At 70.4% G+C, this 23,630-nt stretch carries 19 protein-coding genes; 6 read left to right on the top strand and 13 right to left on the bottom strand.

The window, feature by feature from the left end; all coding sequences use genetic code 11:
- Positions 1-18: 18 nt before the first annotated feature.
- From V7Z82_RS09380 to V7Z82_RS09360, 5 genes are read right to left on the bottom strand one after another with little or no spacing between them, the layout of a single operon-like run.
- Positions 19-1,068, bottom strand: coding sequence for an LLM class flavin-dependent oxidoreductase (locus tag V7Z82_RS09380; RefSeq protein ID WP_334150542.1), 1,050 nt, complete (start codon positions 1,066-1,068; stop codon positions 19-21).
- Complete coding sequence (locus V7Z82_RS09375; RefSeq protein WP_334150539.1) at positions 1,068-2,687, bottom strand: ABC transporter substrate-binding protein; 1,620 nt, start codon at positions 2,685-2,687, stop codon at positions 1,068-1,070. The genes V7Z82_RS09380 and V7Z82_RS09375 overlap by 1 nt, the downstream gene beginning before the upstream one ends.
- Before the next feature lie 31 nt (positions 2,688-2,718).
- Positions 2,719-4,461, bottom strand: coding sequence for an ABC transporter ATP-binding protein (locus V7Z82_RS09370; RefSeq protein WP_334150537.1), 1,743 nt, complete (start codon positions 4,459-4,461; stop codon positions 2,719-2,721).
- Entirely contained in the window at positions 4,458-5,393 is a 936-nt protein-coding gene (locus V7Z82_RS09365; protein ID WP_334150534.1) for an ABC transporter permease, read from the bottom strand. Before V7Z82_RS09365 ends, V7Z82_RS09370 begins: the two co-directional genes overlap by 4 nt.
- Positions 5,390-6,424, bottom strand: a complete 1,035-nt coding sequence (locus V7Z82_RS09360; RefSeq protein ID WP_334150532.1) for an ABC transporter permease — start codon at positions 6,422-6,424, stop codon at positions 5,390-5,392. Before V7Z82_RS09360 ends, V7Z82_RS09365 begins: the two co-directional genes overlap by 4 nt.
- Before the next feature lie 248 nt (positions 6,425-6,672).
- Here V7Z82_RS09360 and V7Z82_RS09355 point away from each other — a divergent pair, with 248 nt between their 5' ends.
- From V7Z82_RS09355 to V7Z82_RS09340, 4 genes are read left to right on the top strand one after another with little or no spacing between them, the layout of a single operon-like run.
- The gene (locus V7Z82_RS09355; protein ID WP_334150530.1) at positions 6,673-7,389 is read left to right on the top strand and encodes a GNAT family N-acetyltransferase; all 717 of its coding nucleotides are present in this window, start codon (positions 6,673-6,675) and stop codon (positions 7,387-7,389) included.
- Between the two features lies 1 nt (position 7,390).
- Positions 7,391-8,647, top strand: a complete 1,257-nt coding sequence (locus V7Z82_RS09350; protein ID WP_334150527.1) for an LLM class flavin-dependent oxidoreductase — start codon at positions 7,391-7,393, stop codon at positions 8,645-8,647.
- Positions 8,644-10,002 carry an NtaA/DmoA family FMN-dependent monooxygenase gene (locus V7Z82_RS09345; RefSeq protein ID WP_334150525.1) on the top strand — a complete coding sequence of 453 codons (1,359 nt, stop codon included), beginning with the start codon at positions 8,644-8,646 and terminating at the stop codon, positions 10,000-10,002. Before V7Z82_RS09350 ends, V7Z82_RS09345 begins: the two co-directional genes overlap by 4 nt.
- 34 nt (positions 10,003-10,036) lie before the next feature.
- Positions 10,037-11,989: an FAD/NAD(P)-binding protein gene (locus V7Z82_RS09340; RefSeq protein WP_334150523.1), complete on the top strand. Its 1,953-nt coding sequence runs from the start codon at positions 10,037-10,039 to the stop codon at positions 11,987-11,989.
- A 15-nt stretch (positions 11,990-12,004) separates the two neighbouring features.
- On the opposite strand, the gene V7Z82_RS09335 is transcribed toward V7Z82_RS09340, so the two are convergent.
- Entirely contained in the window at positions 12,005-13,513 is a 1,509-nt protein-coding gene (locus V7Z82_RS09335) for a protein adenylyltransferase SelO (RefSeq protein ID WP_334150520.1), read from the bottom strand.
- A 120-nt stretch (positions 13,514-13,633) separates the two neighbouring features.
- Here V7Z82_RS09335 and V7Z82_RS09330 point away from each other — a divergent pair, with 120 nt between their 5' ends.
- Both V7Z82_RS09330 and V7Z82_RS09325 read left to right on the top strand, forming a co-directional pair.
- Positions 13,634-14,287, top strand: a complete 654-nt coding sequence (locus V7Z82_RS09330; protein WP_334150517.1) for a hypothetical protein — start codon at positions 13,634-13,636, stop codon at positions 14,285-14,287.
- Positions 14,288-14,379: 92 nt separating this feature from the next.
- Positions 14,380-15,039 carry a hypothetical protein gene (locus V7Z82_RS09325; RefSeq protein ID WP_334150514.1) on the top strand — a complete coding sequence of 220 codons (660 nt, stop codon included), beginning with the start codon at positions 14,380-14,382 and terminating at the stop codon, positions 15,037-15,039.
- Between the two features lie 43 nt (positions 15,040-15,082).
- On the opposite strand, the gene V7Z82_RS09320 is transcribed toward V7Z82_RS09325, so the two are convergent.
- From V7Z82_RS09320 to V7Z82_RS09290, 7 genes are read right to left on the bottom strand one after another with little or no spacing between them, the layout of a single operon-like run.
- Positions 15,083-15,973, bottom strand: coding sequence for a siderophore-interacting protein (locus V7Z82_RS09320; RefSeq protein WP_334150511.1), 891 nt, complete (start codon positions 15,971-15,973; stop codon positions 15,083-15,085).
- On the bottom strand, positions 15,970-17,799 hold the full coding sequence (locus V7Z82_RS09315) for an ABC transporter ATP-binding protein (RefSeq protein WP_334150507.1): 1,830 nt from the start codon (positions 17,797-17,799) through the stop codon (positions 15,970-15,972). Before V7Z82_RS09315 ends, V7Z82_RS09320 begins: the two co-directional genes overlap by 4 nt.
- Positions 17,792-19,435, bottom strand: a complete 1,644-nt coding sequence (locus V7Z82_RS09310) for an ABC transporter ATP-binding protein (protein WP_334150505.1) — start codon at positions 19,433-19,435, stop codon at positions 17,792-17,794. The genes V7Z82_RS09315 and V7Z82_RS09310 overlap by 8 nt, the downstream gene beginning before the upstream one ends.
- Positions 19,432-20,220 (bottom strand): ABC transporter ATP-binding protein, encoded by a 789-nt coding sequence (locus V7Z82_RS09305; RefSeq protein WP_334150503.1) that lies wholly within the window; start codon positions 20,218-20,220, stop codon positions 19,432-19,434. The genes V7Z82_RS09310 and V7Z82_RS09305 overlap by 4 nt, the downstream gene beginning before the upstream one ends.
- A gap of 11 nt (positions 20,221-20,231) precedes the next feature.
- Positions 20,232-21,335 (bottom strand): FecCD family ABC transporter permease, encoded by a 1,104-nt coding sequence (locus V7Z82_RS09300; RefSeq protein WP_334150499.1) that lies wholly within the window; start codon positions 21,333-21,335, stop codon positions 20,232-20,234.
- A complete protein-coding gene (locus V7Z82_RS09295) occupies positions 21,332-22,429 on the bottom strand; it encodes a FecCD family ABC transporter permease (RefSeq protein ID WP_334150496.1) in 1,098 nt (365 codons plus the stop codon). The genes V7Z82_RS09300 and V7Z82_RS09295 overlap by 4 nt, the downstream gene beginning before the upstream one ends.
- 8 nt (positions 22,430-22,437) lie before the next feature.
- Complete coding sequence (locus tag V7Z82_RS09290; protein WP_334150492.1) at positions 22,438-23,499, bottom strand: ABC transporter substrate-binding protein; 1,062 nt, start codon at positions 23,497-23,499, stop codon at positions 22,438-22,440.
- Between the last annotated feature and the right edge of the window lie 131 nt (positions 23,500-23,630).

The raw sequence follows: 23,630 nt of genomic DNA, 5'->3' as shown, positions 1-23,630 counted from the left end.
CCCGTGCGTCAGCGGAAGTCATGCGACTTCACGCGAGGTAATGAGCCGCTCGTCGACGCGTGCTTCCGCGGGCGTCCAGCCGAGTTCGGGGAGGATCGCGTGCCTGATGTCGGAGAAGATCTGGCGGTACTCGTCCTCCGAGAAGCCGTAGGGCAGCGCCACGCGCAACTCGGTGCGACCGTCGATGGACGGGTCATCGCGCAGTCTGTCGACGATCTCCTCGGCGCTGCCGACGAGATCCCGCTGGAACACGACCCGACGTGCGCCGAGCTCGGCGGGCCTCGTCGTTCTGGGTTCGCGCGCCTCGGCATAGGCCCGGTAGTGCTCGCGCTGCTCGGCGGTCGCGCTCGTCGTCGGCACGATCACGCGTTCGACGCCGACCGTCGGGACGCCGTCGCCGACGAACTCGGAGTGGTACAGGTCGAGATGCACCCGCTGCGCCGGTTCGAACCGGTCGTGTCCGCCGGCGTCGCTCAGGTTGCCCAGGAGCAGCTTGAGACCGTGCCGTGCTGCCCAGCGGACTGATCGCTCCGACCCGCCGCCCAGCCACACGCGATCGCGCAACCCGGGGATGTGCGGCTCGATCCGGGGGATCTGCGGACCGTAGGGCGTGGAGAGCGGTTCCGCAGCGAGCGCGTGCCCTTCCAGTGCCTCGAGGAGTCGCTCGACCAGGACATACGGCTCGGCGGCGGCGTCACCGCGGCCGAGGTCGCCGAGCAGGTCGCCGTGCGGTGACGAGGTGCTGATCCCGACGTTGACCCGGCCGCCGGAGAGCGCATCGACCGTGCCGAAGTCCTCGGCCAGTCGGAACGGCGTCTCGTAGCCCAGCGGCACTACACCCGTCTCGAGGCGGATCCGCTGCGTTCGCTGGCTCGCCGCCGCCAGGAACGGCAGGGCGGAGGAGATCCCCCGCTCGAGGTGACGCTGCCGGATGCCTGCGACGTCGTAGCCGAGATCCTCGGCGAAGGAGAACAGGCGCAGCGTCTGCTCGAGTCCCGCCCTCGGGTCGCCTTCCGGATGGCTCCCGGCGAGGATGAGTCCTGCGTTCGGGATGAGCTGATCGGTCATTATTCTGCGTCCTTCCATGCGGTCACGAGCGATTCGAGGCGGGAGTCCGCACCGAGGGTGATGCCGTGGACGCCCGCGCCGATGCCGAGGATCGACGTGAGCTCGTGCACGGGGATCTGGTAGTACCGGCTCGCGATGCGCTCCTGCGCCTGAGCGAGGATCTCGGTGCGGGCGGCGGGATCACCGGCGGCGAGCTGCGCCTGCAGCAGCGACTCCAGCTCCGGGTCGTCGATCCTGGCCGTGGTGGTCGCCTTCGAGAACTGGGTGCGCAGCACGTCGCCGTCGGCGCGGGAGAGGTTGCCCCACGCGATGTCGAAGTCGCCGGCCGTCTGCTTCTCGAGGAAGTCGGGCACGACGCTGCCCGAGAGGTGCAGTTCGACCCCGATCTGCTTGAGCTGCTGCTGGATGAGTTCGAGGCTCGTCTGGTTCGGACCGAAGTTGGTGATCCAGATCACGTCGAGCGAGAGGCGCTGGCCGTCCTTCTCGCGGATGCCGTCGTCGCCGGCGACCCAGCCGGCGTCGTCGAGCAGCTCGCCCGCCCGGTCGGGGTCGAAACCGAAGGAGGCGCTCTGGTCGGCCCAGGACGGCGTGTTCTTGGCGAGGGCGCTGGTACCGACGTTGAAGAGATCGTTCAGGGAGGTGTCGCGCACCTCCTCGGCGTCGATGCCGGCGGCGATGGCTTCGCGCACCGCGATATCGGAGGCGATGGGGCTCGCCTCGTTGAAGGTCAGTCCGAAGCTCAGCCCGGGGTTGGCCCGGTGCACCAGCGGCAGGCCGGCGGCTTCGAGCACGTCGACGTCGGTCGGCTGCACGCCGCCGATCGCATCGAACTGATCGGATTCGAGCCCGCCGGTGCGCACGCTGGCCTCCGGCACGACCTGGAAGGTGACGGTGTCGAGGTGCGCGGCCCCGTCGTTGTCCCGCTGAGCCGGTGACCAGGCGTAGTCGTCGCGCTTCGCGAGCACGGTCGACACGTCCTTCGTGTAGGTGTCGAGCGTGAAGGGGCCGGTGCCGATCACCGACTCGCCGTCCGCCCGCTCTTCGAAGGGCACCTCGAGCGTCGCGGCCCCCACGATGCCGAGGCCGACGGCGGCGGTCGCGTTCGGGAACGCCGCGTTCGGTGTGGAGAAGTGCACCTCGACCGTGTCGTCGTCGACCACGACCGTCTGCTCGTAGCCGACGAACGAGCTCACCGACTGGCTCAGCGCTCCGGCCGCGATGATGTCGTCGAACGTCGCCTTGACCGACTCGGCCGTGAACGGGGTGCCGTCCGAGAATGTGACGTCGTCGCGGAGCTCGAAGGTGAAGACGGTCGCGTCGGCGTTCGCCGTGTACGACTCGGCCAGCCAGGGCTCCAGTTCGCTCGTCTCCGGGTCCTGATAGAGGAGCGAGTCGACGAGCTGTCGCGTGACGTACAGGGTGTCGTTGCCGGAGCCGATGCCGGAGGGGTTGAGCGAGATCGGGTCGTTCGCGATCGCGAGCACGAGGTCGCCGCCGTCGACGGGACTCGCGTCGGCATCGGCGGTCGTCGATCCCTGGGGTGCGCTGCTCGCGCAGGATGCCAGGACGAGGGCGGCGCTGAGCACTGCCGCGGCGGAGAGGACGGAGCGGGTTCGCATGATGGGTTCCTTGCTGTGGAGCGGGCGGGTGTCAGGGGCGGAGGGATGTCAGGGGGAGCCCGGCAGCGGCGTGGCCGGGGATCGCGTCGATCAGGGCCGTCGTGTACTCGTGCCGCGGATGGTCGAAGACCTCGTCGGCTGCGCCGGATTCGACGATGCGGCCGCGGCGCATGACGGCGACGCGATGCGCGATCTGCCGCACGACGGCCAGGTCGTGAGAGATGAACAGATAGGTCACGCCGAGCTCGCGCTGCAGTCCCGTCAGCAGCGTCAGGATCTGGTCCTGGATGAGCACGTCGAGCGCCGACACCGGTTCGTCGAGCACGATCAGCTCGGGTGAGATCGCCAGCGCACGCGCGATCGCCACGCGTTGACGCTGCCCGCCGGAGAGCTCTGCCGGCTTGCGCCGCAGCGCCGAGACCGGGAGCGCCACGACGTCGAGCAGCTCCGCGGCTCTGGCCGACCGCTGCCGCCGATCCCCGAGACCGAACGCACGAAGGGGATCGATGACGATCTGCTCGATCGTCTGCCGGGGATCGAGCGTCGCGTAGGGGTTCTGCTGCACGAGCTGGAGGCGGCGTCGCAACGCTCGCAGGTGGGATCCGCGCGCCGTCGTGATGTCCTCGCCGTCGAGTCGGATCGCCCCGGCAGTCGGATCGGTCAGCCGCAGCGCGAGTCGTGCTGTCGTCGTCTTCCCTGAGCCGGACTCGCCGACCAGGGCGAGCGTCTGCGCCCGGGGGATCGTGAAGGACACGCCGTCCACGGCGCGCTGGCTTCCCGCCCCCGCGCCTCGGGGGAGTGCGAACTCCTTCACCAGGTCGACGACCTCGAGCACGTGCGGCGTCTTCGGCTCGGACTGCTGCTCCCGACCGGCGGCGAACGGGTCGCCCGGTCGGCCGCTCAGTCGCAGCCGCGGAGCATCCGTCGACAGCACCGGGGAATCGGATGCCGCATCGCGACGGACGCTGAGGCTCGGCGCCGCTGCGATGAGGCGCTGCGTGTACGGGTCGCGCGGATTCGTGAGCACTTGCGCCGGGGTCCCGGTCTCGACGATGCGCCCTCGATTCATGACGACGATGCGATCGGCCCGGTCTGCGGCGACGCCGAGATCGTGCGTGATGAGCAGGATGCTGGTGCCGGTGCGCTCGCGGAGGGCATCGAGCTGGTCGAGGATCTGACGCTGCACGGTCACGTCGAGCGCGCTCGTCGGCTCGTCGGCGACGATGAGCTGCGGCGCGGCGATCATGGCGATCGCGATCAGCACACGCTGCCGCATCCCGCCCGACAGCTCGTGCGGATACTGCTGGGCCCGCGCTTCGGGGTCGGCGAGACCGGCGAGCGCGAGGGCCTCGATCGCACGGTCGGCGGCCGCGTGCCGGTCGGCGAGCCCGTGCACGACGAGCACCTCCGCGACCTGCGCTCCGATCCGCATCACCGGGTTGAGGCTCACGGTCGGGTCCTGAGGGACCAGGCCGATCCGGCTGCCACGGATCGCAGCGAGCTCTGCGCCGGTCGCCGTCACGAGGTCGTCGTCGCCGAGTCGTACCCGGCCGCTCGGGATCTCGGAGGCCGCCGGCAGCAGCCGCACGATCGCGTGTGCTGTCGTCGACTTGCCGGAGCCGGACTCGCCGACGATCGCGACGGTCTCGCCTGCGCCCACCTCGAACGACACGTCCTGCACGGCGTCCACCGGGCCGCGTGCCGTGCGATAGCGCACCGACAGCCCCTCGACGCGCAGCACGGGGACGGTCGCGGCCCCCTGCTCGCGGCTCATCGCGCACCTCGATCCGAGTCGAGCGCTCGCGACAATCGGTTCGCCGACAGCACGGTGAGCGCGATCGCGATGCCGGGGAAGGTCGTCAGCCACCAGGCGGAGCGCAGGTAGTCCCGCCCGCCGGAGACGAGCGATCCCCACTCGGCGAGCGGCGGCTGCGCGCCGTACCCGAGGAAGCTCAGCGAGGAGACGGCGAGGATCGCCCCGCCGAGCTCCAGCACCGACAGCACGACCACGGGTCCGAGCGAGTTGGGCAGCACGTGCCGGCCGAGCACTCGCAGCCAGCGGTTGCCCGACGCCTGCGCTGCCTCGACGTAGGGAGCGGAGCGCACGCGGAGGACTTCGGAGCGCATGATCCGGGCGACGGATGCCACGCTGGCCGCGCCGACCGCGATCGCGACGTTCACGGTGCCGAAGCCGAGCGCGGTGATGATCGCGAGTGAGAGGAGCAGACCTGGGATCGCCAGGAGCACGTCTGCGCCGCGCATGATCAGCTCGTCGACGCGGCCCCCGGCGAAGCCGGCGATCACGCCGAGCAGGGCGCCGACCAGCATCCCGCCGCCGACTGCGATCGCGGCGGCCGACAGCGTGAGCTGCGTGCCGTGCACGACGCGCGTGTAGAGGTCGCGCCCGATCTGGTCGGTGCCGAACAGGTGTGCGGCCGACGGGGCCTGCAGCTTGTCGGCCGGAACACCCAGCAACGGGTCGCCGGGAGCGAGGAGCGATGGCCAGAGCGCCGCGATCACGATGAGGGCGAGCCACACCGTCGCGAGCACCACCACCGGACGACGCAGCAGTCCGATCAGGCGGCGCACGCGGGGGCGGTGCGCCCGCTCGGCGACCGCATCCTCGAAGCGGTCGGCGGAGGTTCCGGCGAAGGTGTCGACGGCGCGCTCGGCGGCGTCGGGAAGCAGGGCGGTCGTCTCGCTCATCGTGCGCCTCCGGTCGGTTCGAGGGTCTGCTGGTCAGGACGAGTCGGGGATCCGGATGCCGGGTCGGCACCCTCGGATGCGCGGCCTCGACGTCGTCGGGTACCGGCGAGCACGATCCGAGGATCGAGCAGCGGGTAGATCAGGTCGACGACGAGGTTCGCGATCACGAAGACCGCGGCCGCGAACAGCACCACGCCCTGCACGACCGGGATGTCCTGCTGCTGCACCGCGGTGGCCGTGACCCTGCCGACGCCCGGACGCGAGAACACCGTCTCGGTGACGACCGTGCCGGAGAGCAGCTGCCCCACGATGAGTCCGGTCATCGTCAGCGCGGGCAGCGCCGCGTTGCGGAGTCCGTGGCGCACATGGACTCGAATGCGAGACGCGCCCTTCGCCCATGCGGTGTCGATGTACGGCTCGCGCAGCGTCGTGTCGAGGCTCTTGGCCAGCAGCTGGGCGATCGTCGCCGATGTCGGCACCGCCAGCGTGATCGCCGGCAGCACGATCGAGATCGGCCCGCCGTCGCCGACCGCAGGGAAGAGCGGGATCGCGAACGAGAACCACTGGATGAGGAGCAGTCCGAGCCAGAACGACGGGACCGCGACGCCGAGCGGCGGCAGCCCGATCAGGAGATCGGCCAGCGCGCGGTTCCTGGTGAAGGTCGCGAAGAAGGCGAGCGCCCCGCCGACGACGAGCGCGATGACGAACCCGACGGCGGCGATCTGGACCGTCGGTGGAATCGCTTCGGCGAGCATCGTCGTCACCGGTCGGCCGGTGCCGATCGAGGCGCCGAGGTCGCCGCGGAGCACCTCGCCCAGCTTCTGGATGTACTGCACGACGAGCGGCTGATCGAGCCCGAGTCGCTCGCGCAGTGCATCCAGCTGCTCGGCCGACACGTCGGTCGCGTCGCCACCGGCGAGCAGGCGCACCGGGTCGGCAGGCAGGGCGTAGAGCACGAGGAAGGACACGGTGTACGCGGCCCACAGCACCGCGACGGCCTGCAGCAGTCGTCTGCCGATGTAGCGCTTCATGTCGATTCCCGTTCCCGTCGTCGATCGCCGCAGGTCGCGGCAGACGGCTACGTTCGCAGTTCCGGAATCGGTGCGACGGGTGCGGGTCACCGACGGTCATCCCATGTCACCGGACGTCATACGGGCGCCGCCGGCTGACCGTCGAGACCGACGCGCGCAGCGAATGTGAACTCCGATGACGGCATCGGCCCCGAGGGGGTCCGTGGTGGCGCAAGCTCGTCGAGAGCACACTCACGAAGGACTGAAGAATGAGCCAGACCATCTCGACGCATCAGGATGCTGCCGTCCTCGACAACCCCGCGTGGCATGCGCTGACGGGCCCGCACGCCGCGTTCGCGATCGGCGATGACCTCGTGCGCCAGTACCCGGCCGACGTCGCACCGTTCGTGGCCGTGCGCACCTGGGACGACCCGCGCGTGTGGGATGCGCTGGCAGAACTCGTCGGTCCGGGTGCCGAGATCGGCCTGTCCAGCACCGAGGAGCTGCCGCCCGAGGGCTGGGAGACGCTCGGACGCGGCGACGGCGTGCAGCTGGTCGAGACGGATGCGCTCCGGCCGCGACCGGATGACGAGGCGATCGTGCTCGGCGCCACCGACGTGCCGGAGATGCTGGCACTGGTGGAGCGGAATCAGCCGGGTCCCTTCCGGCCGCGCACCTACCAGCTGGGTCGCTACATCGGCATCCGGCGGGAGGGCGCGCTGATCGCGATGGCCGGCGAGCGGCTGCATCCGGAGGGCTGGACCGAGATCAGCGCCGTGGCGACCGATGCCGCCTTCCGCGGGCAGGGACTGGCATCACGCCTCGTGCTCGATGTGGCCTTCCATATCCAGGAGCGCGGCGATCGGGCGCTGCTGCATGCCGCGGCCACGAACGTCGGCGCGATCGCGGTCTACGAGCGACTGGGCTTCACGCTGCGCCGGCACACGACGTTCTCATCAGTGCGCACACCGGAACACGGAGTCTGAGATGACCGATCGTCTGCACCTCGCCGTCGCGCTGGCCGGGGCCGGCTGGCACCCCGCCGCCTGGCGCGAGCCCACCGCTCGGCCGCGCGAGCTCACCTCCGCCCGGTACTGGAGCGACCTCGTCCGAGCCGCCGACGACGCGGGGATCACCTTCGTCACGATCGAGGACGCGCTGTCGTTCGGCGATCGGGGGAGCGATGCAGCCGAGCCACGCACGGATCGTGTGCGCGGGCGGCTCGACGCGGTGCTGCTGGCCTCGTACCTGGCACCGCTCACGCGTCGCATCGGGTTGGTCCCGACCGTGACGACGACGCATCCGGAGCCGTTCCATCTCGCCACCGGCCTGCAGACGCTCGACCACGCCAGCGGCGGGAGAGCGGGCGCACGCATCGTCGCCGGTTCATCCGCCGCCGAACGCGCGAACTTCGGTCGTCGCGCCGACGGGCCGGACGGGTTCCCGGCGTCCGGTCGCGTCGAGGACGACGCCGCCTGGACCGCCGCCTTCCGCGAAGCCGGCGAGGTCGTCGAGGTCATCCGCCGACTCACCGACTCCTGGGAGGACGACGCGATCATCCGCGACCTCGAGACCGGCCGCTTCCTCGACCGCGAGCGCGTGCACAACATCGAGTTCGAGGGCGAGTTCTTCTCGATCACCGGTGCGTCGATCGTGCCGCGCTCGCCGCAGGGGCAGCCGCTCATCACGGCACTCGCCCACCAGACGATCCCGTACCGCTTCGCCGCCGAGCACGCTGACGTCGTGTTCATCACGCCGACAGATGCGGCTGCGACCGCCGGCATCCTGTCGGAGATCGAGGCGGCCGTCGACGAGGTGCGCAGCGACTCCGAACGACTCCGCGTGTTCGTCGATCTCGTGGTGCTCATCGAGGACACCGCGGATGCCGCGCGGGCCGCGTGGGCTCGACTCGAGGCACGCGACGCGCTGACCACCGATGCCCGCGTCGTCGTCGGCACTGCGGACGACGTCGTCGACGAGCTGCGCGCATTCGCCGAAGCCGGTGTCGACGGCATCCGCCTGCGTCCGGCTCGGCTGCCGGCCGACCTCGACGCGATCGTCGAGAACGTCGTCCCGCGTGCGACCGCGGCGGGCGTGCTGCACGAAGAGGCAGCGCTGGACGAAGAGGCAGCGCTGGACGAAGAGGCAGCGCCGGACGAACGCACGGGCGCAGCCACGCTCCGCGAGCGACTCGGGCTGCCGCTGCGCGCGAGTCGCTACGCCCGACAGGAGGTCTCGGCATGACCAGGCAGATCCACCTTGCCGCGCACTTCCCCGGCGTGAACAACACGACCGTGTGGACCGACCCCGCCGCCGGCAGCCAGATCGACTTCTCCTCGTTCGAGTACTTCGCCCGGACCGCCGAGCGCGGGGTGTTCGACTACCTCTTCCTCGCCGAGGGGCTGCGGCTGCGCGAGCACCGAGGGCGGATCCATGAGCTCGACGTGCTCGGCCGGCCGAACACGCTCGCGATCCTGGCAGCGCTCGCGGCGGTCACCGAGCACATCGGTCTGGTCGGCACGCTGAGCACCACGTTCAACGAGCCCTTCGAACTGGCTCGACAACTCGGCACGCTCGACCTGCTGTCCGGCGGACGCGCCGGCTGGAACGCCGTGACGAGCTCCGATGCGTTCCACGGTGCGAACTTCCGGCGAGGCGGATACCTCGACCATGCCGACCGCTACACGAGGGCGTCGGAGTTCGCCGAGCTCTCCAAGCGACTGTGGGCGTCGTGGCAGCCGGATGCGATCGTGGCGGATGCCGACACCGGCGTCTTCCTCGACGAGCGAGGCGTCGCCCGCGTGCGACACGACACCCGGTTGTTCGACGTCGATGCGCTGTTCGACGTGCCGGCCTCGCCGCAGGGGCGGCCGGTCATCGTGCAGGCAGGCGACTCTGCCGACGGTCGGGACTTCGCGACAGCGCACGCCGACGTCATCTTCTCGCTGCACACCGAGTTCGACGATGCCCAGGAGTTCTACCGCGATGTGAAGGGGCGCCTCGCAGCGCACGGTCGCACGGAGGAGTCGCTGAAGATCCTGCCGGCCGCGACCTTCGTGCTGGGCGACACCCTCGCCGAGGCGCAGGAGCGCTCGCGCGAGATCGCGCTCGCGCAGGTGCGACCGGAGACCGCGATCACCTACCTCGAGCAGGTGTGGAATCGGGACTTCAGCGGCTACGACCCCGACGGACCGCTGCCCGACGTGGAGCCGGACACCGGACCAGAGTCGGCGCAGGGCTTCGCGAACCGCCATGCCGCCGTGCGGTCGCGCATCACGAAGCTGCGCGAGACGGCGGCGGCAGAGAACCTCAGCATCCGAGAGCTGATCATCCGCCTCACCGCGAACCACACCTTCGTGGGGACCCCCGACTTCATCGCGTCCGAGATCGACCGCTACGTCCAGGAGCGTGCCACCGACGGATTCACCGTGGTCGGCCATGTGACCCCGCACGGCCTCGACGAGTTCACCGACCGCGTGATCCCGCTGCTGCAGGAGCGCGGCACCTACCGGGAGTCGTACGACCAGGACGCGACACTGCACGACCTGCTGGGTCTGCCGTCGGTGCAGGCGGCGGCGCCGCTCCCCGTCGGCGGATGACGGCGGTCGGGCGCGGGCGGTGGCGGTGATCGGGATGACGGGTGATCGAGCGATGACGGATGCTGCGCCGCGCGACGTGGACGCCCCGCAGCGGGTCGTCTTCGTGGGCGCCGGTCCGCGGGCCGTCATGCTGCTCGAGCGACTGCTCGCGCGGTTCGGCGAGGATGCGCCGCCGCTCGACGTGCGCCTCGTCGACCCGCATCCGCCCGGCGCCGGCCGCATCTGGCGGCGCGACCAGTCCGCGCTGCTGAAGCTCAACTCGATGGCGCAGGACGTGACGGTGTTCACGGACGACACGTGCACCATCGACGGTCCGGTTCGCCCTGGTCCTTCGCTGATCGAATGGGCCGAGCTGGTGCGCGACGGGCGGCTGCCGGAGTTCGGGATCGATGATCCGCAGGTCTCGGACGAGCTGTGGGCGCTGCAGGGCGAGAGCTTCCCGACCAGGCGGCTGCAGAGCCACTACCTGGACTGGTTCTGGCGGAGCACGGTGGAAGCCGCTCCCGCCGGCGTGACGGTGCAGTGGGTCGAGGACACCGTCGTCGGTGTGCGGGACGAGGGCGAGGAGCACGTCGTCTCGCTCGCCTCCGGTGATCAGGTGTCGGCCGATCTCCTCGTCTATGCGCTCGGCCACACCAGCCGCGAGCCGGCCGGTCAGACCGCATCCCTGATCGAGGCCGCCGCGCGCGACGGCCTGACCTACGTCGCGCCCGCCTTCACCGCCGACGCCGATCTCTCCGTGCTGGCGCCTGGGCAGGACGTCATCGTGCGTGGGATGGGCCTCGCCGCAGTCGACCTGGTGGTGCTCCTCGCCGAGGGCCGCGGCGGTCGCTTCGTGCGCGAGGTCGACGGCTCCCTGCGCTACGAGCCCTCCGGGGCCGAGCCGCGGCTGCATATCGGCTCCCGCCGGGGTGTGCCGTATCGCTCGAAGGTGTCGTCTGTGAGCCAGGGCGATCCACCGCGGCTCGAGGTGCTGACGAAGCAGGCGATCGCCCGGCTGCTCGCCCGCCCGGCCCCCGTCGACTTCGCCGGTGACGTCTGGCCGCTCATCGCGCAGGAGCTGACCTGGGGCCACTATCGCGAGCTGTTCACCGGGCACCCGGAGCGCGTCGTCGGGTCGTGGACGGAGTTCCGCGAGGTCCTGCGCGCCCACGCGGCCGATGTCGTCGCGCTGCGGTCGGCGGTCGAGCGATTCGTGCCAGACCCGCTCGACCGCTTCGATGTGCCTGCTCTCGACCGGCCGTTCGGCGAGGAGGTCTTCGCGACCGATGACGAGCTGCAGGAGCGGGTCCGTCGGCACATCGCCGAAGATCTGGCCCTGCGCACCGAGCAGGAGCGCAGCAGCTCGCACGCCCTGTTCATCGCGATCCTGCTCTCCTTCATGTCGCTCGCCGATGTGCCGCCGGAGCGTTGGAGCGCGCGCTCCAGGATCGTCGACCTGCCCGTCACGTGGCACACCTTCTTCAGCTACGTCGCCAGCGGGCCGCCGGCGCACCGCCTCGACGAGCTGCTCGCCCTCGCGCGCGCCGGCATCGTCCGTTTCCTCGGCCCCGATGTCGAGGTGCGGATCGACCCAGAGCGCGGCTACGTCGCGTCCAGTCCGCGGGCTCCCGGCGAGACCGTCGCCAGGGCGCTCGTCGATGCCTGGCTGCCTGGCTCGGGTGCGGCGGTGAGCGACAACGCCGCGCTCCGCGAGATCGCCACGACGCACGGACGCGAGCTGTGGGTGGCGGATGCCGCGTTCGAAGGGTCGCTCGGACGGATCGAGGTGGACGTCGAAGGTCGCCTGATCGCGCCGGACGGCTCCGTCAAGGCTGGGGTCTTCGGCATCGGCCCCTTCACATCCTCGACCGAGGCCGGCGCGTTCACCAGGCCGCGCTCCGACTCGCTGTCGTTGCGGCAGACGGATCGGGTCGCCGGGGCGATCGCGGCCCGACTCCGGTCGGGTGTCGGGGCGGTTGCGGGAAGCCGGCTCGCGCTTCGCTGAGTCGCGGCGCGGGAGTCAGGTGCCGCAGAACGTCTGGTGCCGCGGAGTGCCTTCCGGAGCCGGCCAGGTAAAGCGCTCGTACTCGCGGCCCTCCCACTCCGTGTAGGGATCGCGCAGCAGCTCGAGCAGTCGCTCGAAGGGATCGAGGTCGCCCTCGGTCGCCGCCTGCAGCGCCTCCTCGACGAGGTGGTTGCGTGCGATGTACAGCGGGTTCGTCCTGCGGATGCGTGCGGCGTCGGGTGCCAGCGCGGCCCATGCGGCCAGCCAGGCGTCGAGCTCGGGGACAGCCCCGAGGAACCGTCCGCGGACCGGCCGTTCGTCGCCTTCGGCGGCGGCGGCGAGGTCTCGCCAGAAGCCGGTGAAGTCGACGTCGTGCGCGGCCAGCAGGCGCAGCGCATCCTCTGCCACTCCGGTGGCGAGCAGCGGTTCGACCTGATCGTCCAGGCCGAGCTTGGCGCCGAACGCCGCAGCCCAGTGCACACGGGAGCGCTCGTCGAAGGCGTCGACGAGTTCATCGGCGACCGTCGTGCCGACCGCGGGGTCGTCGGCCAGCAGCGGTGCGAGCGCATGGCCGAGTCGCCCGAGGTTCCACCGCATGATCGACGGCTGCCGGTCGTAGGCGTAGCGCCCGGTCGCGTCGAGGGAGCTGAAGGACGCTCCCGGCTCGTACTCGTCCACGAAGGCGCAGGGGCCGTAGTCGATGGTCTCGGCCGACACCAGCACGTTGTCGGTGCTGAGCACCCCGTGCACGAATCCGGTGCGCATCCAGTCCGCGGTGAGGGCGGCCACGGCATCCACGATCTCGACGAAGAGCGCTCGATACGGGTGCTCGGCGTCCGCCGCACGCGGGTAGTGGCGGGCGATCACGTGATCGGCGAGACGGCGCAGCAGCGCCGGGTCGTCCTGTGCTCGCGCGTACTCGAAGGAGCCGAATCGCACGTGGCTCGCGGCCGTGCGTGCCAGCACGGCGCCGGGCAGGACCCGGCCGTCATGGTCACGAGGAGCGCCGGTGCCCACGACGGCCAGCGCCCTGGTCGTCGGAACGCCGAGCGCATGCATCGCCTCGCCCATCAGGTACTCGCGCAGCATGGGGCCGACCACGGCGAAGCCGTCGACGCGAGACATCGAGGTGGGGCCGATCCCCTTCAGATGCACGTCGTGGAGCAGCCCGTCGCGTCCGCGGCGCTCGCCGAGCAGTGCTGCGCGACCGTCGCCGAGGATCGGCTGGAAGACGCCCCACTGGTGGCCGGCGTACACCTGGGCGACGGCCGGAGCAGCCGCTCCCGATCGCCCACCGGTGAGGAACTGCACGCCCGACGCCGACCGCAGGAACGCGGGGTCGAGACCGAGGTCGCGCGCGACGTCCGCATTCAACGCCAGCAGCCGCGGGTTCGGCGGCCGGACGGGGGATGCCGGACGGGAGAGCTCCGGGAAGGATGCCGCCCACACGTGCTCGAGCGCCGGCGGCTGCTCGTCGCGTGCGGCATCGCGTCGATCCGGTCCCACCCGCAGCACATCGGTCATGCCGGAAGCGTAGGGCCGCTCCTGCATCCGGCCGGAGTCGGCCGACTCTTTGGTTCACATGCGGTCACGGAGCGCTGGCGACCCTTGACACAAGCATTTCGATAACGAAATACTAGTGATATGACGTCTGTCGACGACTATGCGAACTGGCGAGGGGTCACCCCCCAGCGCGTCCGTCAACTCCTTCGCAGCGGCGAACTGCCTGGGCGTCGCATCGGATCCAGGCAATGGATCGTCGATGACGCAGCCTTCAACAGCCGCGTGCGCGTCGCGCGGCCGATGGCGCCCCCAATGGCATGGGGCCTGATCGCGATGCTCGGCGGAGAGGAACCTGCCGCCGACCTGACTCCCGTCCAACGATCGCGGCTCCGGGAACACCGCAACAAGCTGGTGCGTCTGGAGGACGGGGCGCCCGCCCTCCTGGCGTCGTGGGTGAGGCTGCGTGGAGAGCGACTGGTGTATCAGGTTGCTCCTGCGGACATCGCGGACCTCTCGCACGACGCCAGACTGATGAAGTCCGGCGTCTCCGATCCGCGTGCCGGGATCTCTGCCACTGGAGTCACCGAGGTGTGGCTTCGGCACTTCACAGACCTGGACGAGATCGTCGGAGACTATCTCCTCCTCCCTGATCCGAAGGGGCAGGTCGTGATGCACCGCGGGCGAGAACATGAGTCCGAGCAACCCCAGATCGGTCTGGTCATGGCGGATCTCGCTGATTGGAACAGTCCGCGTGAGGACGCGAGAGTCATCGAGCTGTTGGCGCGAGTGCGATGATCGACGTCGAGTTTCCTCCGATGTCCACGGCGCAGACCCAGTCCTGGCTCACGCTTCTCGAACTCGGTCGGCGGTTCCCGAGCGATTGGACCGTGGTCGGTGGACAGCTCGTGTTTCTTCACTGTCAGGAACGTGGTGCCGCGCCGGCCAGGCCGACCGACGATGGTGACGCCGCGCTCGACGTGCGGGCGCGGCCGAGCATCCTCCACGAGTTCACGAGCGCGCTCGAGGCGATGGGGTTCGTCGCCGATCTGCCGTCCGGCCTCGGGGTGCAGTACCGGTGGAGACGCGATCAAGCCGTGATCGACGTCCTCATCCCGCGTTTTCTCGGCGATCGGGCTGCGACACGACCGGGTGCTGGAGGCGCTCCGACGCTGGCGGCGCCAGGCGCCCAAGGCGCATTGGATCGAAGCGAACTCGTCAACGCGATCGTTGACGGTGAGCGCGGCACAGTGCCTCGGCCGACGCTTGTGGGAGCCATTGCGGCAAAAGCCGCGGCGCTCGAGATCGCAGATGATCCGTCGTGGCGTCGGCACGTGCAGGACTTGACCGTCTTGTCGACCATCATCCGGCGCGCTGATGACTTCACCGTCTACTCCACCCGTGATATTCAACGGGTGCGGAACGCGATCGGACGCACAGTACTGGACCGGTCGATCGTCTCGTCGATCGACGGTGCCGATGAGGGATTGAGCCGCCTGCGGCTCGCGCTCGCAGTGGAAGAGCGGCGACGAGGCATCGCGAGTTCGTAGATCACGGATCCGAATTCCGCGAGCCGCAACGCCTCGCCCGCGCTCAGAGCCCGAGCTGATCCAGCCGCTCCTCGAACCGCACCTGCACGTCCTCCGGCTCTGCGTCCTCGAACTCGGTCCAGATCGCGTCGAGCTCCTTCTGCACCGACTCGGGGAGTGCGGCGAACTTCTCGTCCCACGCGGCGATCGGCGTCCAGTAGCCGACGACCTTGAACCGGGTCGCCGGCAGGCCGAGCTCCTTGCGCAGGTACTTGCGCACGTCGCGCAGGGCGACGGTCTCGCCGGCGACCCACACGTAGCCCTCGTCGAGCGCCAGGCGGTCGTCGACGATGCCGCGCACCAGGTGGCCGAGCGCGCTCGGGGCGTGGCCGTTGCCGCCGATCACCCAGGTGACCTCGACATCCGGGCCGACGTCGAACGACACCCGATCGTTCTCGTGGGGGACCTCGAGCACCACACGCGTGCGCACGCCTGCCGGAGCATCGGCGGCGATCCGTGCGACAGCAGGCAGACCGGTGAGGTCGGCGACCAGCACCTGCCAGGTGATGTCGGCGGGCGGCGAGTACAGGCCGGTGGGCGAGTTCAGGCCGAGCACGTGGCCGGGCTCCGCGCGTGCGGCCCATGGGCCGGCGATCCCGGCCTCATGCAGCACGAAGTCGATGTCGAGCTCGCCAGCATCCGGTCGCACTCCGCTGATCGTGTATGTGCGCATCGGAGCCTCGGGCGCCCCGTCCGGCGTCTCCCACCAGTCACCTGCGGGCACTGGCAGTGAGACGTCGGTGGGGTCGTCGCCGTGCGGGAAGAACACGCGGACGTACTCGTCGCCGATGCCGGTGCTGAGGAAGTCCTCGATACCGGGACCTGCGAGGGTGACGCGGGTCAGGGTCGGAGCGAGCGTGGTCGTGCTGGTGACGATGCCGCGGTGGATGTTCACGGGGTCTCCGTCTCTCCGGACTCGTGCTGAGTCCGAGTCGGGTTCGGGGTCGGGTTCGGGGTCAGGTGGTCGGGTGTGCTCCGGGTCTGGGCGAGCCAGGAGCGGCGATACGGGCCGTCGGTCGCGAGGAGCTCCTCGTGGGTCCCGCGTTGCGTCGCTCTGCCGTCGGCGAAGACGACGATCTGCTCGGCGGTGGACGCCTGCTGCAGCCGGTGTGCGATGAGCAGCGCGGTGCGGCCCTGGCGCAGAGCGGTGATCGCGTCTTCCACGGCATCGCGGTGATGCAGGCCGACATCGGCGGTGGCTTCGTCGAGGATCACGACCGCCGGATCGGCGAGCAGCGCCCGCGCGACGGCGAGCTGCTGGATGCGTCCCTCATCGAGGGGGACGGCCGGGGCATCGGACGGATGCTGCGCGGCATCCGCACCGCCCTCGGCAGCCATCGCCTCGACCGCCCAGGCGGCGCCCACGGCATGCAGCACGGCGACCATCTCGTCGTGGCTCGCCTCGGGGGCGACCAGCCTGAGGTTGTCCGCGATCGTGCCGCGGAAGTGGTGCAGCTCCTGCGAGAGGTAGTACGGATCGGCCGTCCCCGCGGCGAGGTGCACGCTGCCAGAGGTCGGCGGGTGATGGCCTGCGATCACGCGCGCCAGGGTGCTCTTGCCGGATCCGGAGCTGCCGACGAGCGCGGCGGTCGTCCCCGGATCGACGGTGAGCGTGACCTCGCTGATCCCGCGGCCCGTCGTGGGGTAGCGGAACGTGACGTCGCGCACCTCGATCCCGGTCGACGCCGCCGGGGCGGCATCCGCTGTCGCGGGCTCGGACGGCTGCGGGGCGAGGTCGATCACGCCCACGAGTCGGGCGAGACCGATCGTCGCGCGCTGGATGTCGTCGAGCCCGAAGATCAGCTGCCCGACCGGACCGAACAGCCGGTGGAACAGCAGCGCGGCTGTCGTGACCATGCCCACCGTGATCGCTCCGGCCGACTGCAGCAGGAACCCGGTCGCGAGGATCGCCGCCAGTCCGACCAGCTCGCCGCCGTTGATCCAGCGGAACAGCCGGTTCGTCAGCCGCACGCCCTCGATCTGCTTGCGGATGGACCCCTCTGCACGCTCCCGCACCCGCTCGAGCGCGTGCTCCTGCTCGTTGAACGCGGTGAGGGTCTCGATGCCCTCGACGGCCTCCAGCACGGCCTGGCTGCGGGCTGCCTCGCGCACCCGCACCTCGCGGAACACGACGCGCGAACGACGCAGGAAGGCTCGGGTGCCGAGGATGTAGCACGGTGCCGACGCGAGTCCGGCGAGGGCGAGCCATGGGTCGAGCGCCGTCAGGGCGGCCACCGAGACCGCGATCGCGAACCCGGCGGACAGCAGGGTCGGCGCCACGTTCCCGCCGGCTTCGGCCACGGCATCCACATCGCCCGTCACGCGCGACAGCAGGTCGGCGCTCTCGCCGTCGTCGACCGAGCTCACCGGCAGCCGCATGGCCGAGGCGAACACGTCTTCACGGAGGCTCGCGAGCATGTCCTGCACGAGTCCGGTGAGCACGCGCGTGGCCCACAGCATCACGACAGCGGCGCCGATCGCTCCCGCGCCGGCCCCGGCGACCCAGCCGGCGATGGTGGGGAAGCCTGCATCGGTCGAGACGGCGTCGACGATGCGTCCGAGGCAGGCCGGCATCACGATGCCGAGGGCGGATGCCGCGAGGAAGAGCACCGCCACCGCTGCCGTCCGGCCAGGATGCTGCCGCAGCAGCGCGCCGACGGCGGCGCGCACGCGGGCACTCGAGGCGATCGGCAGCAGGGCGCTGCGCGAGGGGTCAGTCATGTCGGGCATCCGATCCGGCCGAGGGGAGGTCGATGACCCGGTCGCAGGCACCGAGCAGCTGCGGCGAGGTCGTGATCACGATCGTGGTCGCGGTGTGATTCGCGAGCGCGCGGGCGATGTGCGCCTCGGTGATGGCATCCACCGCAGAGGTCGGCTCATCCAGCACGAGCACCTCGGCGCTCGAGTGCAGGCCTCTGGCGATGCCGATGCGCTGGCGCTGTCCGCCCGAGAGCCGCCGCCCTGCTTCGCCGACCTGCGCCTCCCAGCCGCCGACCTGCGCGACGGTGTCGTGCAGCGCCGCCATCTCGATCAGCGCAGGCTCCGGGGCTGCGGCCGAACCGTGCCCGCGGACGGCTTCGAGCAGCGTGCCGCTCACGATCGTCTGCCCGTGCGGCGGGGCGACGACGCGACGACGGTACTCCACCGGGTCCAGGTGGGTGAGATCGCGGAACGTCCCGTCGACTGCGATCGAGACCGTGCCGGGCGCCGGGCGTGTGCGCAGTCCGAGCAGGCGGGACAGCGCACGTGCGGTGTCGCTGTCGGCCGGTCGGACGCCGAGCAGTTCGCCCTCGCGCACTTCGACGAGCGCCGAGTCGGTCGGGCCGGCGCGGAAGGTCAGCACGACGTCGTCGGCGGATGCCGAGAGGTGCGCGCCGCCGATGACCGGCTCGTCGAGCAGGTCCTCCGCGTCGATGACCTCGGCGAGGCGCTTGGCCGAGGCCAGCTTGTGGATCCAGTTCGAGGGGAACGACCCCGCATACGCGAGGTAGCCGCTGATGAACTGTGCGAGTCCGAGCACCGTCACGAGCTCACCGATGCTGATGCGCCCCTCGGCAGCGAACCACGCCGACATGCCGGCGAGGGCGGTGGTGACCACGGCTGCGAGGGTCTCGCTGACCGCTTCCGAGCCGGCGAGCGAGCGTCCGGCTGCCGTCGCCGCGCGGCGGGAGACGTCGCTGGCCGCGACGTATCGACGTACGGCTTCCTCTCGTGCGCCGATGCCGACCAGCACGCGGAATCCGCTCATGAAGTCGGCAGCGACCGCGCCGGCCTCGGTCGCCGCGTGCTGCTCGGCGAATCCTCGGCGCTCGAGCGGGCGTGAGACGACCCGCATCACGAGCATCATCGCGATCGTGGAGCCGAAGACCACGAGTGTCGCGATCGGCGAGATCACGAGCATGGCCAGCGCCGCTCCGATGATCGCCGCGATGGTCGAGCACTGCTGTGCGACGGACCAGGCGACGCCGGCCACGCGGTACGTGTCGGAGGTCACGAAGGTCAGCGCCTCACCGGGAGTCACCGCTCGTCGCGAGAGGCGGGGCCGCAGCATCCGTGACAGCGTCAGGTGGCGCAGTGCCTGCTCGCCGTAGCCGTAGATCGTCACCATGAAGCGGGATGCCGACTGGTAGCTCACGGTCAGCACCAGGAACGTGCCGACCAGCACACCGAGCCAGAGTGCGAGCGCGCCGGGGTCGGCAGGGAGCACCGCGCGGTCGATCGTGGCGCCGATGATCACCGGGATCGCCGCCTCGGCGAGCGAGTGCACGACGAGCAGTGCGGTCGCAGCGGTCAGTGCGATGCCGCGCCCCTCCGAGGCGAGTGCGATCGCGAACAGCCGCCTGGGTGTGCGCGTCACGAGGTGCGCCGGCCGAGCGGCAGCACCAGCGGGGTGCCGGACACTGGATCGGTGATCACCCTGCAGGGCAGGTCGTACACGGCCTCGACGAGTTCGGCGGTGATGATCTCGCGAGGGTCGCCCTGGGCGACGACCGCGCCGTCGCGCATCGCGACGAGGTGCGTCGCATAGCGGGCTGCGTGGTTCAGATCGTGCAGCACGGCGACCAGCGTGGTGCCGTTGCGGTGCAGGTCGGCGAACAGCTCCATCAGGTCGATCTGGTGGGCGATGTCGAGGAAGGTCGTCGGCTCGTCGAGCAGCAGGTGCTTGGTCTGCTGGGCGAGCGCCATCGCCACCCAGACGCGCTGGCGCTGGCCGCCGGAGAGCTCGTCGACCAGCCGGCGGGACAGCTCGGTGACGCCCGTGGCGGCCATGGCCTCTGCGACCGCGCGCTCGTCGGCGCTGCTCCAGGTGCGCATCGCGTTCTGGTGCGGGAACCGCCCTCGGCCCACGAGATCTGCGACGGTGATGCCATCGGGTGCGATCGACGACTGGGGGAGGAGCCCCAGCCGCCGGGCGGCCTCCTTCGGCTTGTACGTCTTCAGCTCCGCGCCGTCGAGCAGCACGGCCCCGGTGGTCGGACGCAGGAGTCGTGCGAAGCCGCGCAGCAGCGTCGACTTCCCGCACGCGTTCGGGCCGATGATGATCGTGAACGAGTCATCGGGCACCTCGAGCGAGAGCTCGGAGATGATCGGGGTGTCCCCGTAGCCCAGGCTGATGTCGCGGGCCAGCAGCGAAGTGGTCATGGGTGTTCCTTTCAGGCGCGGCGCGCGTACTGGGCGGCGAGCAGCCAGGCGAGATAGATGCCGCCGACCGACACGGTCACGACGCCGACCGGCACGGCGACGAGCTGGGCGACGGCGTCGGAGACCACGACGAGTGCGGCGCCGGTCAGCATCACGGGAGCCGTGCCCATCGGCGTGTTCGAACGCGTGAGGCGCTGCGAGATCTGCGGGGCGGCGAGTGCGATGAACGAGATCGGCCCGGCCGCGGCGGTGACGAGCGCGACCAGCGCCACGCCGAAGACCATCGCAGCGAGTCGGGTGCGACCAGGGCGGATGCCGAGAGCCGTCGCCGCATCGTCGCCCATCTCGAGCACCGGCAGCGTGCGGTTGAGCGGCAGGGCGGCGAGCGTGACCACGGCGAACACGATCGCGGCCGGGACGAGCTGATCGAAGCCGAGCGAGGCGAGGGAGCCGGCGCCCCAGGTCGCCGCCATCATGGCCTTCTCGATGCTGACCGAGATCATGATCCACGATGTGAGCGAGCCGAGGCCCGCCGAGACGCCGATGCCGACGATGATCAGCCGGAACGACGACATGGTGTTCTTGTTCGCCAGCAGGTACACGAGCAGGGCCGTGATCAGGCCGCCCACCAGCGCGCCGGCCGCCTTGAACATGTAGGTGTTCAGCTCGAGCACGATCATCGTGAGCGTGACGCCGAACTGCGCGCCGATGCCGAAGCCGATGATGTCCGGGGAGCCGAGCGGGTTGCGGGTCAGCGATTGGAAGATGCCGCCGGCGAGTGCGAGCGCCGCACCGCAGAGGATGGCGAACAGCACCCGCGGCAGCCGCCATTCGAAGACGACCTGGCGGATGTCGGGGTCTGACAAGGGGTCGACGATCGCGCGGAGCACGGACGGGAAGTCCACCTCATAGGCGCCGATCGTCATGGAGAAGAGGCCGGCCACGACGATCACGACGAGGAGCACGGCGCACACGACGATCGAGCGCACCGGGATCAGGGCGGCGAGCCTCTTCGTCTCGATGCGGAGGAGGCGCCGACCGAAGTCGACGGGTGCCAGGGAGGCGGGGCGTTCGTCGGCCATCGGAGGGGTCACCGGGCGCTGGTCGATGCTCACAGTCCGCTCACCCGCCTGCGGCGAACGAGGAGGATCAGGATCGGGGCGCCGAGCAGGGCCGTGACGATCCCGACGCGCAGCTCGCCGTTCGGCAGCACGATGCGGCCGAGGATGTCGGCGAGCAGCAGGAACGCCGGGCCGATGATCATCGAGTAGGTCAGCACCCAGCGCTGATCGGGGCCGGTGAACCACCGGACGATGTGCGGGATCATGAGCCCGACGAAGGCGATGGGTCCGGCCGCGGCGACGCTCGTGCCGGCCAGCAGGGTGACGGCGATGATGACGAGCACACGGGTGACCCGCACGCGGGCGCCGAGCGCCTGCGCCAGGTCATCGCCGAGCGCCAGCACGTTCAGGGATCGAGCGCAGAGCAGGCCGATGATGAGGCCGGCGGCGATCAGGGGTGCGGCCCAGGCGAGCTGGTCGAGCGTGCGTCCGCCGATCGATCCGACGCCCCAGAAGCGCATGACCTGCAGCGTGCCGGCGTCGCGCAGCACGATCGCGGTCGTGAAGCCGGTGAACGCCGCACCGAGGGCGACGCCGGCGAGGGTGAGTTTCATGGGGGTGGCTCCGGATGCTCCGAACGACCCCAGCGTGTAGACGAGCAGTGTCAGGACGAGTGCTCCGCCGAGGGCGAAGGGCACGTATGCGCCCGGCGTCGTCAGACCGAGCACGCCGACCGCGAAGGTGACGGCGAAGGACGCTCCGGCGTTCACGCCGAGGATGCCGGGGTCGGCGAGCGGGTTGCGGGTGAAGGCCTGGATCAGGCCACCGCAGACGGCGAGCGCCGCGCCGACCACGATGCCGAGCAGGGTGCGCGGCACGCGCAGCTCCTGGACCATCAGGTGCAGCGGGTTCTCATCGTCATAGGAGAACAGGGCGCTCAGCACGGTCGCAGGGTCGATCGCCCGATTGCCGACCGCGAGCGAGGCGATCGCTGCGAGCACGAGTACCGCGGTGGCCGCGATCAGGCCGACCGCGAGCGCGGCGGTGCGGCGCGGGGAGTCGTCTGCACGACCCCCCGCGCCGGTGTTCGAGACGTCGGTGCCGTCTTCCGTCGCCAGCGGAGCCGGAGGTGAAGTCGGCTGCGACATCTCCGAGATCACTCTCCCGCGATGGTCGGCTCGCCCTGCAGCGCGGCTGCGAGGTCGTCGACGTAAGTGGGGAGGATGTACTTCAGCGAGAGCACGGTCGGCGCGCTGATCGCGGATGCCTGCGCATCGTCCGCGTAGATCACGTAGGAGCCGGCCTCGATCGGCTCCCAGCGGGAGACGACCTTGTTCTCGACGGTGTAGGTGCCCTCATCCACGCTGCTGCCCCATGCGGCGAACAGGTCGGCCTGCACGTCGTAGAGCTTCTCCAGGCTGACGCCGGTGTACCAGTTGTCGCCCTCGGCGGTCGAGAGGAAGTCGTCCATGGCCGAGGTCGAGGTGAAGCCGAGGGCCTCGGTGATGCGCACGCGCGGGTCGTACTCGAGGTAGACGCCGAGGTCGGTGCCGCCCTCGTTGAGGGTCAGGCCCCAGACGAACGTCTTGCCGTCGAATTCGGGGTGCTCGTCGGCGAGCGTGGTGATCTGTTCCTCGGTCTCGGCGATCAGCTCCTCGGCCTTCGCGTCCTCGGACATCGCCTTGCCGATGGTGCGGGTCATGTCCTCCCACGTGCTCGGGTCCCAGGCTCGCTCGATGTAGGGGACCGTCGGTGCGATCTCGGTCAGGCGCTCGTACTGCACGTCGGTGATGCCCGAGTAGAGGCTCAGGATGAGGTCGGGCTTGAGCGCCTTGATGGCCTCGTAGTTGGGGCCGTCGTCGGTGAAGGGGATGATCTCGGGAAGCTCGCCGTACTCCTCGGTGACGTAGTCCTCGAACCACGGCTGGAAGCCGCTCTCGTCGGCGCCCCACACCTCTTCCATGCCGACCGGGTTGGTGCCGAGTGCGGCGACGATGTCGGAGGTCATCCAGCCGAGGGTCACGATGCGCTGCGGCTTCTCGGGGATCACGGTCTCGCCGTGCGCGTGTTCGATGACCACGCCGTCCGTCGACGTCGGCGCGGATTCGGCGGTGTCGGCGGATGCCGTGCAACCGGCGAGGGTGAGAGCGGCGGCGATGGCGGCTGCGACGAGCGCTGCACCTCGACGTGTTTTCGGGCGCGCGAGAGCGTGCGTCATGATTCTCCTTCAGAGAAAGGGGGAGGGGAGTGCCGCGTCCACGCGGCGGAAGTTAGGTAAGCATGCCCTAACAGATCGATGGTAGAACGCCTGGAGCTGGCCCAGTGTCGATCGACAGACGACTTGTGTCG

The sequence above is a fragment of the Microbacterium sp. genome (assembly GCF_036823965.1).
Taxonomy (GTDB): Bacteria; Actinomycetota; Actinomycetes; order Actinomycetales; family Microbacteriaceae; genus Microbacterium.
This window is presented reverse-complemented; position numbering and strand designations above follow the sequence as displayed.